This window comes from Anaerosporobacter sp. (genome assembly GCF_031551385.1).
Taxonomy (GTDB): domain Bacteria; phylum Bacillota; class Clostridia; order Lachnospirales; family Lachnospiraceae; genus Anaerosporobacter.
Genome location: NZ_JAVBNS010000053.1, coordinates 1 through 15470, shown reverse-complemented (window position 1 = coordinate 15470; position 15470 = coordinate 1). Strand labels below are relative to the sequence as shown.

Sequence of the window (15470 nt, the reverse complement as noted above, 5' to 3'; positions counted from 1 at the left end):
TAGTTATTATAAATGTAATTTTGGCAGCGTTTGCAGTGATTGGTTGTATTGCAGTAGACGCCATGCGAGATGAGATTGAAAGGCAAGATGATAAGTTAAAAAAAGATGTGTCAAATATGAGAGCATTGCAATCTATGTCTGCAACCTTGGTTGGTCAATGCTCAGATGCAGAGATTAAGAAAATTGTTGAACGTGTGGCTGATGAATTCAGATTTAGTGATCCAGTGTCATCAGATCAAACGAGAGACATTGAAATGGAACTACAGAATCAGATGAATGAAATTCAGCAGGCAATAATTAATGGAGATTTCGCTTCAGTGAAGAGTTTATGTGGTGAAATTTTGATTAGTTTGGCTAAACGCAATAGTATTTGTGCCATGAATAAATAAGAAAAACTAAGGAGAGAAGCAATGGCGATTTTAAAATGTAAAATGTGTGGAGGAGATCTTGAGGTTTCAGAGAGCATGACTGTTGCTGAGTGCGAATATTGTGGAACAAAACAGACAGTTCCCATTGTTGATGATGAAAAGAAAATTAAACTATTTGAACGAGCAAATAAATTACGTTCAAATTGTGAATTTGATAAAGCAGCAAGTGTCTATGAAAATATTGTTACAGATTATTCGGAGGAAGCAGAAGGATACTGGGGACTTATTCTCTGCAGATATGGTATTGAGTATGTAGATGACCCTATGTCTGGTAAAAAGATTCCAACATGTCATAGATCTTCTTTTGATAGTATTATGGATGATGAAGATTTTGAACTCGTTATGGAAAATTCTGATGTTGTATCAAGAGCTATTTACCGTGAAGAAGCAAAATATATAGAAGATATTCGTAAAGGTATTATTGAGGTGTCTGGAAAAGAAGAGCCATATGATATTTTTATTTGTTATAAAGAAACAGATGAAAATGCTGAGAGAACATTGGATAGTGTTTTGGCACAGGATGTATATGATGAATTAACATGTAAGGGATATAGAACTTTTTTTTCAAGAATTACTCTAGAGGATAAACTAGGTATTGAATATGAACCATATATTTTTGCAGCATTGAATTCAGCAAAAATTATGTTGGCATTCGGTACATCTTATGATTTCTATAATGCAGTTTGGGTAAAAAATGAGTGGAGCCGTTACTTAAAATTGATGACAAAGGATAAAAGTAAACATCTGATTCCTTGTTTTAAGAATTTAGATGCTTATGACATACCAAAAGAATTTGCAAAACTGCAAGCGCAGGATATGGGGAAAATAGGTGCAATTCAAGATTTAATGCGTGGTATTGATAAATTACTTGCACCAGAAATGAATAAAGATAAAACGGTTACCCCAGAAAGCATTATGTTTAATTCTACAGGGGCAAATGGTAACGCTTTTCTAAAAAGAGGGTTTATGGCACTTGAAGATAATGAATGGAGTAAGGCAACAGAGTTTTTTGAACAGGTGTTAAATATCAATGCTGAAGATGGACAAGCATATTTTGGGGAACTGTTAGCTGAGCAAAAATGCATTGATGTACCAAGTTTATGTAAAAAACTTTATAACATGCTTGCGGAGAGAGTTACAGAAGTCTCTTTAGAAGTTGAAGTTAAAAATAGATATACTGAGTTTGGAAGAAAGTATTTCTTCTTGCCAATATTCTCTCGACAAGAAATACAAGATATATTTTATAAAAAGTTCATATATAAATCAACTGTTTCAAGTATTGAAGATATTATTTCCGCAAATAGAGAACAGTTTATTTTGGCAAATAACAAATTATATCAGAGAGCACTTCAATATGCAGATGGAAATTTAAGAGCAGAAATTGCAAAGATGATTCAAATAGTAGAAGAGTATTTGCAGAAATTATTAGTGGATGCCAAGGAGGCAGAGCAGGCTTCAATGGGAGTTGCTTTAGCTGAGGTTAATACATATTTTGAAAAACTTGATTGTGCATTGCACGAAACAAATATTGTCGCAATGAGAAATGCAGAAAAAAATGAAGCAGATTATCAAGTAGTTTTGTCTAAATGGATGGCGGAGAGAGATTCATTGAAAAGTCGACACCTTGCATGGCAAAAGGAAATGGAAGAGTATGAAATAGCCCTGGATAACTGGAAAAATTTGCATAGGGATGTGATGGAAAAATGGGATAAAGACAAAACTAAGTATGCAGAGGATAAGAGAGAGATCGAGGCTGAGATTAGAGAGTTAGAAGATCAAAAAAGATTAGTAGATGGATTCAAAAAAAAGATTAAGAAGTTAGATGAAGAAATATATATGGTAAAAAATAAAATGATGAGACTCATTATTCCTGCAGAACCAGTTCGAGAAAACTCACCTACTAGGCCAATTGAACCAACATTGAGAGAAATGCCTATACTTACATTTGAAGATAAAGTTGTCAAGGAAGAAGTAAGGCAGGTATTTATGAAAGTCTGGGAACAATAACTTTATGAAAGAAGATTGTTTATTTGATTGTAGGGTGTAATTTGTGTATCAGATAGAGATTGAATATAATACGAAAGCCTCACAGACTGCATAATTGCTGGTGTTGTGAGGCTTTGCCTTGGAGTTGGGTACCAGATAAGTAAATGAATGTCTAGGAAGAAGTATTCTTCTTATAACGCTATAAACTCTGCCTTCCTCTTCTCAAATATCGTATAATACTCAAACCCAATACTTCTCAAAAGTTCTTCTACTTTAGCAAATTCATACCCAATATGTTCAGGTTTATGAGCATCAGAACCAATCGTAATAATTTCACCGCCAAGTTCTTTATATCGTTTTAGGATATCTGTTTGAGGATGTGGGTGACCAAGACCATATTTGTAACCAGCCGTATTGACTTCAATTCCTTTCCCTTTTTGAATTAAAGTAGTGAAGATAGCATCAATGATATCAGCATATTTAGCATAACTATAGTTCTTGTTCTGATTAGGAGCATAGCGAACAGCATAATCAATATGTCCATACACATCAAAATCGTCATATGCTTGTACATTAGCATAAATCGCTTCGAGATATTTTGTGATGCCATCTTCCTCAGTAATACCTTCCCAGTATTCTTTTTGATAAGGGTCAATGTTACCAACAAGATGGGAAGAACCAATGATGAAATCAAAGTTATTCTTCTTAGTAAGTGTATGAAATTGTTCTTTGAGATAAGGTCTTAGACCGTATTCAACACCACATAGAACTGTAATTTGGTCTGCATATTTTTCACGAAGTCTCTCAACATGTCGGGAATAAATATCAGTATTGAAGATAAAACCACCACCAAATTCAATAGGAAAATCTAAATCCATATGGTCAGTAAAACAAATCGTATGAAATCCAAGTTCAATCGAACGCTTAATCATACTTGCCATGGTTGCTTCGGAATCGTCTGAAAAACTAGTGTGCATGTGGTAATCTGATAAAATCATAGGTATTTGTCCTTTCGTAGTGTATTAATTAAGAATGGAAGTGTTAATTTATTACTAGAGTATGTTTTAAATTGTATGTTCTGTCTGTGCACTTCATTTAGTGGGGGATAGGGCGAAAACTAATTGGTTTAATCGCCCTAAGTATCAGGTCTGTAGGAAGAATATATTTATCTATATTATTTTATTTCTTCAATTCCCGTGATATCTGGTTCAATGATCAAAGAATAGTTTGTATAATATACAACAAATCCTGGTTTTCCGCCATTTGGTTTCTTAACATTTTTCTTTTCGGTATAATCAATCTCGGCTTTCGTAAGTTCCCTTGCTTTTGAGTAGTAAGCAGCTAATTTTCCTGCTTCTTCAAATGTTCTGTCTGGAAGTTCTTCTCCATTCGTTTTAACAATAACATGAGAACCAGCCATTCCTTTGGCATGAAACCACCAGTCGTTACCGATGGCGAACTTGAATGTTAATTCATCATTTTGGAAGTTGTTCTTACCAACATACATATGAAAACCGTCAGAGGAAATATAGTGGAACGGTTTACTTGTATTTTTCTGTTTTTTCGCATCTTTCTTAGATACAAATTTTCTCTTCATATAGCCGTATTCCATTAATTCTTCTTTTAATTGAATTAAATCTTCTTCCTGTAAGGCAATATCAAGAGAAGCACTAATGGATTCGAGATGTTCAAGTTCTTCTTTGGTTTCTTCTGTGAATTTTGTCAATGCTTCAAAGGTACGTTTTAATTTGCCGTATTTGTCAAAATATTTCTTCGCATTTTCAATTGGTGTAATCGTTGGATCAAGAGGAATTGTAACGTCTTCATTCGTATAATAGTTGAGAGCGGTCATTTGCTTTGCACCTTCCTCAATGTTATAACCGTAAGCAGTGATAAGTTCTCCATATACTTTGTATTTGTCACGCTTGTCCGTATCTTTTAATTGTTTCATCTGCAAATCGTATTTCTTACGAGTACGTTCTATGGCATTGGATACAATTTTTCGCAAGTCAACAGATTTCTGACGAATTCTTGTTATTGTATTTTTTTGCGCATAGTATTGTTCAAGTAATTCACTTATAGAAGAAAACTCCTTATGTTCAGATGTTTCATATGTTGTAAGAATTGTACTTGAAAATTCAGTTGGCTCACCATTCTTATAGATAATATTTGGACAAAAGTTGTTTGATTTAATTTCATCTGTGAAGCGTTCAAAGTTTTTGTATAGATGAAGCTGTTCCATCTCATTTAATGAGCTTGTTGATGCCTCGCCATCAATGGAAGCACGGTGACAGATTTCATTCGCAATTAGTGGGCTGATACCAGTAAGAGAAGTATATAGTGCCTTTGCAATAGGTAACGGTTTCGCCATAACCTTCTCAATGAAATGCTCACAATCTACCGTAAGAGGATTCCATTTATCCTGTGTCTCTGGTATGAAATAATCTCTTCCGGGAAGAACTTCACGCACAGAAGATACAAGTCCAGAGATATGTTTTATACTGTCAATAATCATGTTCTTATCATCACAGAAGATGATATTACTGTGCTTACCCATGATTTCTGTTATTAAATGCTTCGTACATACGTCACCAAGCTCGTTGAGATGTTCAATCTCGATATCGATAATACGTTCTAAGCCAGGTTGTGTAATGCTGAGAATTCTTGCACTGTTAAGATGCTTACGAAGTAACATACAAAAATTCGGTGCAGTAATAGGATTTGGTTTACTTTCTTGTGTGATATAGATTAATGGAAGACTTGCATTAGCAGATAAGAATAATTTGTATTGGCTACGATTATTCTTAATCAATAATACAAGTGCATCGTTTTCGGGTTGCGATATTTTATTGATACGACCACCAAGTAAGGTGTCGTTTAATTCTTTTATTACATTTGCAATTACGAGTCCGTCTAATGCCATTTTGAAAACTCCTTTTTGGGTTAATTAAATTATAATTATAGTGTGAAAAGGTTAATTTTATCTTTGTAAATGAATACTATATACAACCTTTTGAACCTGAAATTGTAGTATTCACTGATATTGAAAGCTCAAGCATAGTGTACCACAAACAATGGAAAAAACCAATATGAGTTGTTTCTCTTCTTAATTATTAGTTGATTTTTCAGAACTTGCATTTCGATTGCGAAATGCAAGCAAAAGTGATACGCTATATACAAGGAGGCGATGAAAAATGGCAAGAACATCAAATATATTTGCACGTGTAGAGCCTGAAATTAAAGAACAGGCGGAACAGGTGCTTGATAGTGTAGGTATTCCAATGTCAAATGCAGTGGGAATGTTTCTGCGTCAGGTTGTGCTACAACAGGGGATTCCATTTGAATTGAAGTTACCGAAAAACACACCGCTTGCATATGGCTCATTGGCCAAAGAGCAATTTGATACGGAAATTGAAAAAGGCATGGCTGATGTAAAAGAGGGCAGAGTATATTCAGCAGATGATATTGAAGCAGAAATGAAAAGAGATTATGGTGTATGAGTTGGAATGTTGCTTATTCATTAAAGGCAAGACAGGATTTAAGGGAAATTTACGAATACATTGCATTGAACTGCTTGTTCCAGAAACTGCAACAAAACAGGTACAGCGGATTATGAAAAACATTCGCACCCTTGAACAAATGCCAATGCATCATCAGTTATTTGAAGATGAACCATGGCGCAGTCAGGGAATACGATATTTCCTAGTTGATAATTATCTAGTATTTTATTTGCCAAATGAATCTGAAAATATGGTGAGCGTTGTTCGCATTATGTATGGTGGAAGAGATATTAGAAGACAATTGAAAGAAACAATATAATGAAAATCAATAAGAGCATCTATCACATCAAAATGGTAGGTGCTCTTATTGATTTTGCTATATCCATAATAAAATAGCTAGACTTGTTCTTTGGGAAGTTCTATTCAAATATCGCATTACAAAGTCTATCAATAGCTTCTTGCATAATTACAGGTGGTAAGTTTGAATAATTGATAATTAATGTGTGTAAAGTATCATTATTTTCATTATGATAATAATTTGAATGATAGTAATTCGACAGGCATGAAATTCGAATCCCTTGTTTTAATGCCTCCTCAACAATTACTTCATCAGTCTTATCCGTAGACACTTGCATTAGAAAATGTAGTCCGGAGTCCTCCTCTTTTATCGTAATACGAGAAACATTCGGATTATTTTGAATGCATTCCATAATGAAGTCACGTTGTCCACGATAATAATTTCTCATTCGATTAATATGTTTCTCAAAGTAACCTCCTTGTATAAACCTAGCAAGCGTATATTGTTCAAAATTCGATACGGTACAAGAATAAAAGCTCAATGTTTCGTAGAACTTTTTCACAAGATGATTTGGCAAAATCATATAACTGATTCGAATTGTTGATGCCAAGCTTTTTGTAAATGTATTCATATAAATTACCTTTTCCATTACATCGATGCTCTGCAAAGAAGGAATCGGTTTCCCCATTAGTCGAAATTCACTGTCATAATCATCTTCAATAATATAGCGAGTATCCGATTTGGATGCCCAGCCAAGCAGTTCATAACGCCGACTGATTGGAGTTATAATTCCAGTAGGAAAGTGATGTGATACACAAGTATGTATAATATCAATGTTGTTTGAATCTAAACCATCAATCATAATGCCATGTTCGTCAAGTGGTATGTAATGACAGGAAACTTGATTGCTTCTATAAATCTGTGCCACCTTCTGATATCCAGGGTCTTCAACTCCATAGATACGGTCATGCCCTAAAAGCTGAATTAACAAGCCATATAGATATTCTGTTCCAGCACCGACAATAATTTGTTCAGGAGAAACATCCATGTTGCGAAACTCCTTGAGATGAGTAGCAATTGCAGTTCGTAATTCCAAAATTCCGCCACAAGGGGAATTGGTCATTAATTCACGACTTTTATCAAGTATGATTTCTCGCATCAACTTAGTCCATATTGAGAAAGGAAAGTTGTCTGGATTTGTTTGATTGCTAATAAAATCAGCAAAGGGAGTCGCAGAATTATCATCTGTAGTTCGTTTGCTAAAGCTTGTTTCTATCTCAGGCTCAGCAAGGTGAGTGGATTGCGATATCTGAATAGAATGATCCAGATTTGCAATAAAATATCCTCTTTTAGGTATGGAATAGATATATCCTTCTGCAAGTAATTGTGCATACGCATTTTCAATTGTAATGGTACTTATGTTCAGATTCTTTGCGAAAGTACGTTTAGAGGGAAGCTTGTCGTCAGGGCGAAGAATGCCTTGCAATATATCGTTTTTAATACATTTATATAGATGCTCATATAAGGAATCTGACCCTATATTTGCAAAGGAATACGTCAACATAATAATAGTATTACTCCAATCTGACCATTCTGGATATATTTAAAATGGGTATTTAATTATGGTCAGATATTATTATAATGGGATTCATAAGTAAAAGCAAGTTAGGATTTGCGGAAGCATAAAGGTTGAACAAAAAATTGAAAAGGAGAAAAAATATGTCAGAGAAAAGATATGAGTTAAATAAAGAGTTAGCACAAATGTTAAAGGGTGGAGTTATTATGGATGTAACAACTCCAGAGCAAGCGAGAATTGCAGAAGCAGCAGGTGCGTGCGCAGTTATGGCACTTGAAAGAATTCCAGCGGATATTCGTGCAGCAGGTGGAGTTTCCAGAATGAGTGACCCTACGATGATTCGAGGCATACAAGAGGCAGTCTCTATTCCAGTTATGGCGAAATGTAGAATTGGACATTTTGTAGAAGCACAGATATTAGAAGCAATTGAGATTGATTACATAGATGAAAGTGAAGTATTATCCCCAGCAGATGATGTATATCATATTGATAAGACAAAATTCAAAGTTCCATTTGTTTGTGGTGCGAAAGACCTTGGAGAAGCACTTCGTAGAGTTCAAGAAGGTGCAGCCATGATTCGTACAAAGGGAGAGCCAGGAACAGGTGATATTATTCAAGCGGTACGTCATATGCGTATGATGAATCGTGAAATTGCAAGAATCACTTCTATGCGTGAGGAAGAGTTATATCAAGAAGCAAAAGAATTACAAGTACCATTTGAGTTAGTGGAGTATGTAAAGAAAAACGGAAGAATTCCAGTTGTAAATTTTGCAGCAGGTGGAGTAGCGACACCAGCAGATGCAGCGTTAATGATGCAGTTAGGTGCAGAAGGCGTTTTCGTTGGTTCAGGTATATTCAAATCAGGCAATCCACAGAAGAGAGCAGAAGCAATTGTAAAATCGGTTACGAATTACAAAGATGCTGATATGATTGCTAAATTGTCAGAGAATCTTGGGGAAGCTATGGTTGGAATCAATGAACAGGAAATCAAGCTTCTTATGGCAGAGAGAGGGATATAAGTCGTGAAAGTAGCAGTTTTAGCAGTACAAGGAGCATTTATTGAACATGAAAAACAGTTGGAGAGACTTGGTATTGAATGTATTGAACTTCGTCAGGCAGCAGATTTAGAGAAAGAATATGATGGAATTATCTTACCAGGTGGGGAAAGTACTGTTCAGGGAAAGCTATTAAAGGATTTAGGAATGTTTGATTTGCTAAAGGAACAGATTGCAAATGGTATGCCTGTTCTCGCAACTTGTGCAGGACTAATTTTACTAGCTGAAGGGATTAGTAATGATGATAGAACGTATCTACAGACATTACCAGTCGTAGTGAAACGTAATGCGTATGGCAGACAATTAGGCAGTTTTCATATCGAAGGCGAAGTGAAAGGAATTGGTGTAGTGCCAATGGAATTTATTCGTGCTCCGTATATTGAATCTGTAAAGGACGATGTGGAAGTTTTAGCAACAGAAGGGGATTCGAACCATATCGTGATGGTGCAATATAAAAATCAGTTAGCAATGGCGTTTCATCCAGAGCTATGTGAATGCACGAAGATACATGAACGATTTGTTGCATTGATGTTGGGGAAGTAGAGTGAAATGTAAATTGGGCAACTTTTATCTAAGCAGATTAACAGGTGATACTTGTGAAATGCACGGGGATTAGATTGAATAAGCCAATCAAAAAAAGGTTATCTACATGGTGGATAGCCTTTTTTGAGGTAATTAAAAGATAATATTTTTTTTGTAAAATGTGCCTGCTATTTTTGAACGCATAGCACATATATTGCTTAAACATCATAAAACTCCGCAAAGTTCTCCCTAAATTCAGGTAAATGCTGAAACAAATCATTTATTTTATTGCAAGGGTATTGTTTGCATTTATTACATCTAGTAGCATTATGTTTTTCACAGCAAGGATGCCAAGGACAATTTGAAATACAGCTTGCATAGCGGTTATTCGATGTACAGCCAAAACAATTTATCTGCATGTAGTCAACATCAATATTAAAGTTGTTCTTTAATTTTTCTGATTCTTTTTTGCGAAGTTCATCATCATCGGTAAGTGTAGCTTTTAGTGTGTCACATGTAAAACAATTTGATCCACAGCAGCCGATGAAGAAATTTCTTATCTGTCCGATATCAATTAAATCATAGACAAAATTAAAGAATAACAGTTTTGGTATATATATTAATTTCGTAGTACTTTCATATAATTCTGCCAATGTATTATGTGTTTTCGACAACTCTATAATTATCTTGCTACAATCCCAATAGTATTTGTCACTTAATTGTTTTCCTTCCAGTGTTGGTTCTAGGTTTTGCTTATCAAGATACCCCTTTTCTATTAAGGACTGATAGACATCGTAGTGTTTGCCGTATTGGTCTAAGCCTTGAAATAATCGATAAGATGGTGACATTGAAAAGGCAATTGTAAGTTCAATATCATTTAAGTCACTTATTTTAGATAATCCCTTATTATATAATTCACGATATTCAATTGGCGTCATCCCGAATTCTTTTTTAAATGCACGAGAAAAAGACTCATGACTGTTATATCCTATTTTAAGCGCGATATCAATTACATGATTTGATTCTGATAGAAGACTTGTGGCATATTTTAGTTTCTGTTGAAAGAAATATTTATTAGGTGTTTCACCAATATAAAATTTAAACAGATAGCATAAATGAGATTTTGTATAGCAAGAAACGTTACACAAATCATCAAGAGATAAATCTTCTTCAATATGCTCATTCATATATTCAATTACCTGAAAAATGTTATTTATAGAATCCATAGTAATTTCACCTCCTAATCAAATAATATATCACTAAGGTTGGTTTGTCTTGATTTAGATTATGGTATACTGATTATAGCAGTTAAATGGATGACATTATATAGAAATATGCATTAATTAATTGGATTGGAGAAAACAGTATGATAGTTCAAGTGAATGAGAAAAATGAAACATTATGGGCAGAACTATGTGTGTCTTTATGGCCAACACATACTATCGAAGAGATGCTTCAAGAGAGAAGAGATGGTCTGTTTTCTCATGAGTTTATATATTATATTGATGATGAAGCAGTTGGATTTATGAGCCTTTCAATAAGAAGTGACTATGTTGAGGGAACGGATTCATCTCCAGTTGGATATCTGGAAGGAATCTATGTAAAACCGAATTATAGAAAACAGGGTATTGCGAAAGCGCTTGTTGATTATGCAAAAAAATGGGCGAAAGAGCAAGAGTGTACAGAATTAGCTTCTGATTGCGAGTTAGATAATGAGACAAGCATATTATTTCATAAACAGCTTGGGTTTCAAGAGCAGAATCGGATTGTGTGTTTTACGATGAAGTGTGAGTAATGTATTTAGAGATAGCACAAGCGTAAATTAGTTGCAAAAGTAGATGGAAAAAAGTACTATTGGAAATGGTAAGATTTTGTATAACTTTTTCAAGATAATAAAGAGAAAGAGGTCGAACTATGGAGAATAAATTGTTTGAAGATGAAGAAATAACAGAAGATGACTTATATTTCATGTGTTATATGATTGAGCGTGTTTCGAGAGCAACTCATCAGAGGAATTGTTATACGGTGAATAAAATAGGATACGATTCGTTGGTAAGACTTATATCTAGCGCAAGTATATTACACTGCGAGAATCCGTTGAAAATAGAAGCGGAATGGATTGAGGAATTTGGATTAGAAAAGGGAGAATTTGATGTCACAAATGTAGATCCTCATTTGGTAACAGAAATTCCAACAGCTACAGCGATAGGAAAAATGTATAAGCGTTTGATAGTGCAGACGCTTACGGAGGGAGAAGATTATATTCAAGGATTAATAAGAGTCTATAATTCTCCAATTACAGAAGTACTGGATGATTATGAGGCGGCAGGTTATTATGCACCATCTTATATTATTAAGCGTGCCTATGAAGCGGGGACATTTAATGCAGTAGGATAGTAATACCTAAATTGTTGTTACAGTTCAGTTTAAACGCCATGCCAGCTCGATTTCGCTACGCGAGCTCAGTTTACTGAGCTTCATCTCGCTGCGGCTAAGCGCCGTATGGATATGCAACAACATATTCCTCCGCAAGCAAGCTTTCTACGGAATATGCCGTTGCATATCCGCATGGCTGAATAGTAACAAATTGTTACAAAAATAACAACAATAACTTGACTTCTATAACACAGTAATCTATAATTAATAAAGTGTGTCTTGAGGGATAGAGCAATATCTATCCCTTTAGTCAATGTAAAATTATCAAATCATTCTAAGACAAGATACACAGAAACTAGACAAAGAATAGAAAGTGGATACAACTCCATTTAATAATGAAGGACGTGAGTCTAATGTTAAGAAGTATGACAGGGTTTGGTAGATATGAGCTATCAAATGAAGAACGAAAAATTGTAGTAGAGATGAAGTCAGTAAATCATCGTTACTGTGATATTTCCATTAAGATGCCTAAAAAATTAGGTTTTTATGAAGCAACAATTCGAAGTTTATTAAAGAAATACATACAACGTGGAAAAGTGGATGTATTTATATCATATGAAGACTACACAGAGAATAAAGTGTGTGTAAAATACAATTCAGATATAGCGAAAGAATACATGGAACGATTAAAACAGATGCAAGAAGAGTTTAACATTATTAATGATGTTAATGTTTCTAATTTGTCTAGGTATCCAGAGGTATTAACGCTAGAAGAGCAAACAATAGATGAAACAGAGCTATGGAATATACTAGAAGAAGCAATCAGACATGCTTGCGAACAATTTGTTGAATCTCGTACAAGAGAAGGCGAGCATTTAAAGAATGACTTAAACAGTAAATTAGATAGCATGATAACATTTGTTGATGCAGTTGAGAGTCGTTCACCACAGATTGTTACAGAACATAGAGAAAAGATAACAGCTAAGGTGCAAGAACTACTAGGCGATACAAAGATTGATGAAAGCATATTAGCGACAGAAATTACAGTATTTGCAGATAAGATTTGCGTGGACGAAGAGACAGTAAGACTAAAGAGTCATATTACGAATATGAAACAGTCCTTAGAGGAAGAGAATGGAATCGGTAGAAAATTAGATTTCATTGCACAAGAGATGAATCGTGAAGCAAATACAATTCTTTCTAAGGCAAATGATTTAGAGATAACAAACATTGCAATAGATTTAAAGACGGAAATCGAGAAAGTAAGAGAACAGATACAGAATATAGAATAGAAATGAGGAATCTGTTTGAATGGATTAGTTAATATCGGTTTTGGCAATATTATTAGTAGTAAGAAAATAGTTGCAATTATCAGTCCAGATGCAGCACCAGTAAAGAGAATGGTTCAGACAGCGAAAGATAATGGTACTGCGGTTGATGCAACGTGTGGAAGAAAGACAAGAGCAGTTATTGTAACAGATAGCAACTATATTGTACTCTCAGCTTTACTACCAGAGACTATTGCAAACCGTGTAAATAGTAAAGAAGAAATGGATCAAAAGGGTGATGATGATGAATAGACAAGGAATACTGACTGTTGTTTCAGGTTTTTCGGGTGCAGGAAAAGGTACATTAATGAAAGCACTGTTAGAGAAATATGACTATGGTTTATCCATATCAGCTACGACAAGGACACCACGTACTGGTGAAGAAGATGGTCGGGAATATTTCTTTTTGACAAGAGAGCATTTTGAGAGTATGATAGAGCAAGGTGAGCTGATAGAATGGGCTGAATACGTTGGCAATTACTATGGAACACCGAAAAAATATGTTGAAGATCAATTAGCAGCAGGTAAAGATGTAATTCTAGAGATAGAAGTGCAAGGAGCATTACATGTAAGAGAATTGTTTCCAGATGCCCTGTTATTGTTCATAACACCACCAAGTGCAGAGGAATTAAAGAATCGTCTTGTAAATCGTGGTACAGAGAGCATGGATAAGATTGAAGAACGATTAAGTCGTGCTTTTGAAGAAGCGGATTGCATGCAACAATACGATTATATTGTTGTAAATGATGAATTAGATGCATGTGTGGAACAATTGAATGAAATTATTATTAATGAGCATAGTAGAACATTAAGAAATAATTCTTATATAGAAAAAATGAGTAACGAATTAAAGGCATTTAAGAAAGGAGATTTATAATATGTTGCATCCATCCTATACAGATTTAATGAACGTAGTAAACAGTGAGGTTGAACCAGGAGAAGATCCAGTAGTAAACAGTAGATATTCTATCGTTTTAGCAACTTCAAAAAGAGCAAGACAAATCATAAGTGGAAGTAAGCCATTTGTTTCTAGTAATTGTCCAAAACCACTTTCTATTGCTGTAGAAGAATTATATAAATCAAAAGTAAAAATTGTTGGTGATGAAGATACATTAGATATGTAAGAAATATTTCGCTAAGGTTGCACATTTGCGCAATGGGAAGATTCTTCATATATATGAGATTTAAATAAAGGGGTCAAAGCTTCAGTCTTTGAAAATCTAAGAGTTACAGGGAAAGAGGGGAACAGGATGAGTCAAGAAGAAAAAAGCTCAAATGATGACTTCGAAAATACACCAAATACTGTAGAGATTGACACACATGAAGACGAAGATTCCAAAAAAGGAAAACGTACAAGTATTATAAAAGAATTACTTATATATGCTGCGATATTCTTTATTGGATTATATATTATTCCTAACTATGTGTTACAAAGAACAGTTGTTGATGGTGATTCGATGCTGAATACCTTACACAGTGAAGAAAGTTTATTAATTGACAAGATTAGTTATGTTATAGGTGACCCAAAACGATTTGATATTGTAGTATTCTATCCATATGGTAAGGATGTAGAAGAGTATTATGTGAAAAGAGTAATTGGTTTACCTGGTGAAACAGTACAGATTATTGATTCGGATATCTATATTAATGGAGAGATTCTTGAAGAAAACTATGGTAAAGATCCGATTCATTATGCAGGTATTGCGAAAGAACCAATTACATTGGCAGATGATGAATATTTCCTATTAGGAGATAACCGTGAAATTAGTTACGATAGTCGTTATCAAGAAGTAGGAGCTGTACATCGTGATTATATAGAAGGAAAAGCATTCCTTCGTGTTTGGCCGTTGAATCAATTTGGATTTGTAAAGTAATTTGACAGTACTGATTAGAATTTTTGTCAAATAAAGATATAAGTAGATGTTTGAGTAAACAGCTCTTTGCTTTGTGTTTGAATGATTTGTAGAAATTATTCAAGTGCAGAGTAAAGAGCTATTTTTTACTTGCAAAGCACGAACATATGTGCTAGAATGAAATAAAAACAAAACATTTGTTCGGAGAGGCGGCGCAAGGATATGCATATACAAGAGAATTTGACCATACAACAAAAATTAGAGATATTATCAGATGCGGCTAAATATGATGTTGCATGTACTTCTAGTGGAGTGAATCGTAAAGGTGATGGAAGTAGTATGGGAAATTCTGTGGCAAGTGGTATTTGTCATACCTTTTCTGCGGATGGCAGATGCATCTCCTTATTGAAGATACTATTCACGAATGAGTGTATATTTGACTGTAAGTATTGCATTAACCGTTCTTCTAATGATGTAAGGAGAACAACATTTACACCGGAAGAAGTGTGTTCTTTAACAATGGAATTTTATCGAAGAAATTATATAGA

General features: G+C 34.5%; 17 protein-coding genes and 1 pseudogene. 14 read left to right on the top strand and 4 right to left on the bottom strand.

Annotated elements, in window-relative coordinates; genetic code table 11:
- Both RMR19_RS05980 and RMR19_RS05975 read left to right on the top strand, forming a co-directional pair.
- On the top strand, nucleotides 1-389 hold a 389-nt coding region (locus tag RMR19_RS05980), incomplete at its 5' end, for a hypothetical protein (RefSeq protein ID WP_310602589.1).
- A gap of 21 nt (nucleotides 390-410) precedes the next feature.
- On the top strand, nucleotides 411-2435 hold the full coding sequence (locus RMR19_RS05975) for a TIR domain-containing protein (RefSeq protein ID WP_310602588.1): 2025 nt from the start codon (nucleotides 411-413) through the stop codon (nucleotides 2433-2435).
- A 170-nt stretch (nucleotides 2436-2605) separates the two neighbouring features.
- Here RMR19_RS05975 and RMR19_RS05970 read toward each other — a convergent pair whose 3' ends face one another.
- Nucleotides 2606-3412 carry a histidinol-phosphatase HisJ family protein gene (locus RMR19_RS05970; protein ID WP_310602587.1) on the bottom strand — a complete coding sequence of 269 codons (807 nt, stop codon included), beginning with the start codon at nucleotides 3410-3412 and terminating at the stop codon, nucleotides 2606-2608.
- A 176-nt stretch (nucleotides 3413-3588) separates the two neighbouring features.
- Nucleotides 3589-5337: an Rqc2 family fibronectin-binding protein gene (locus RMR19_RS05965; protein ID WP_310602586.1), complete on the bottom strand. Its 1749-nt coding sequence runs from the start codon at nucleotides 5335-5337 to the stop codon at nucleotides 3589-3591.
- 271 nt (nucleotides 5338-5608) lie between these two features.
- Here RMR19_RS05965 and RMR19_RS05960 point away from each other — a divergent pair, with 271 nt between their 5' ends.
- Nucleotides 5609-5914: a type II toxin-antitoxin system RelB/DinJ family antitoxin gene (locus tag RMR19_RS05960; protein ID WP_310602585.1), complete on the top strand. Its 306-nt coding sequence runs from the start codon at nucleotides 5609-5611 to the stop codon at nucleotides 5912-5914.
- Nucleotides 5904-6233, top strand: a complete 330-nt coding sequence (locus RMR19_RS05955; protein ID WP_310602584.1) for a type II toxin-antitoxin system RelE/ParE family toxin — start codon at nucleotides 5904-5906, stop codon at nucleotides 6231-6233. Before RMR19_RS05960 ends, RMR19_RS05955 begins: the two co-directional genes overlap by 11 nt.
- Before the next feature lie 100 nt (nucleotides 6234-6333).
- Here the strand turns inward: RMR19_RS05955 and pdxR are convergent, their stop codons facing one another.
- Complete coding sequence (pdxR, locus tag RMR19_RS05950) at nucleotides 6334-7776, bottom strand: MocR-like pyridoxine biosynthesis transcription factor PdxR (RefSeq protein ID WP_310602583.1); 1443 nt, start codon at nucleotides 7774-7776, stop codon at nucleotides 6334-6336.
- Between the two features lie 155 nt (nucleotides 7777-7931).
- Here pdxR and pdxS point away from each other — a divergent pair, with 155 nt between their 5' ends.
- Both pdxS and pdxT read left to right on the top strand, forming a co-directional pair.
- Nucleotides 7932-8807 (top strand): pyridoxal 5'-phosphate synthase lyase subunit PdxS, encoded by an 876-nt coding sequence (gene pdxS / locus RMR19_RS05945; protein WP_310602582.1) that lies wholly within the window; start codon nucleotides 7932-7934, stop codon nucleotides 8805-8807.
- A gap of 3 nt (nucleotides 8808-8810) precedes the next feature.
- The gene (pdxT, locus tag RMR19_RS05940; protein ID WP_310602581.1) at nucleotides 8811-9386 is read left to right on the top strand and encodes a pyridoxal 5'-phosphate synthase glutaminase subunit PdxT; all 576 of its coding nucleotides are present in this window, start codon (nucleotides 8811-8813) and stop codon (nucleotides 9384-9386) included.
- Nucleotides 9387-9583: 197 nt separating this feature from the next.
- Here the strand turns inward: pdxT and RMR19_RS05935 are convergent, their stop codons facing one another.
- The gene (locus RMR19_RS05935) at nucleotides 9584-10591 is read right to left on the bottom strand and encodes a helix-turn-helix domain-containing protein (protein WP_310602580.1); all 1008 of its coding nucleotides are present in this window, start codon (nucleotides 10589-10591) and stop codon (nucleotides 9584-9586) included.
- 140 nt (nucleotides 10592-10731) lie between these two features.
- Here RMR19_RS05935 and aac(6') point away from each other — a divergent pair, with 140 nt between their 5' ends.
- The 8 genes and pseudogenes from aac(6') to RMR19_RS05895 form a co-directional block, all read left to right on the top strand.
- Nucleotides 10732-11160, top strand: coding sequence for an aminoglycoside 6'-N-acetyltransferase (aac(6'), locus tag RMR19_RS05930; RefSeq protein ID WP_310602579.1), 429 nt, complete (start codon nucleotides 10732-10734; stop codon nucleotides 11158-11160).
- Between the two features lie 119 nt (nucleotides 11161-11279).
- Nucleotides 11280-11762, top strand: a complete 483-nt coding sequence (locus RMR19_RS05925) for a hypothetical protein (protein WP_310602578.1) — start codon at nucleotides 11280-11282, stop codon at nucleotides 11760-11762.
- A gap of 392 nt (nucleotides 11763-12154) precedes the next feature.
- Nucleotides 12155-13033 (top strand): YicC/YloC family endoribonuclease, encoded by an 879-nt coding sequence (locus tag RMR19_RS05920; RefSeq protein WP_310602577.1) that lies wholly within the window; start codon nucleotides 12155-12157, stop codon nucleotides 13031-13033.
- Between the two features lie 15 nt (nucleotides 13034-13048).
- Nucleotides 13049-13321 carry a DUF370 domain-containing protein gene (locus RMR19_RS05915; RefSeq protein ID WP_310602576.1) on the top strand — a complete coding sequence of 91 codons (273 nt, stop codon included), beginning with the start codon at nucleotides 13049-13051 and terminating at the stop codon, nucleotides 13319-13321.
- A complete protein-coding gene (gene gmk / locus RMR19_RS05910) occupies nucleotides 13314-13946 on the top strand; it encodes a guanylate kinase (RefSeq protein ID WP_310602590.1) in 633 nt (210 codons plus the stop codon). The genes RMR19_RS05915 and gmk overlap by 8 nt, the downstream gene beginning before the upstream one ends.
- Nucleotide 13947: 1 nt before the next feature.
- Complete coding sequence (rpoZ, locus tag RMR19_RS05905; RefSeq protein ID WP_310602575.1) at nucleotides 13948-14193, top strand: DNA-directed RNA polymerase subunit omega; 246 nt, start codon at nucleotides 13948-13950, stop codon at nucleotides 14191-14193.
- Nucleotides 14194-14319: 126 nt separating this feature from the next.
- On the top strand, nucleotides 14320-14943 hold the full coding sequence (lepB, locus tag RMR19_RS05900; RefSeq protein WP_310602574.1) for a signal peptidase I: 624 nt from the start codon (nucleotides 14320-14322) through the stop codon (nucleotides 14941-14943).
- A gap of 201 nt (nucleotides 14944-15144) precedes the next feature.
- Nucleotides 15145-15470, top strand: a pseudogene (locus tag RMR19_RS05895) (putative DNA modification/repair radical SAM protein); the annotation flags it as partial.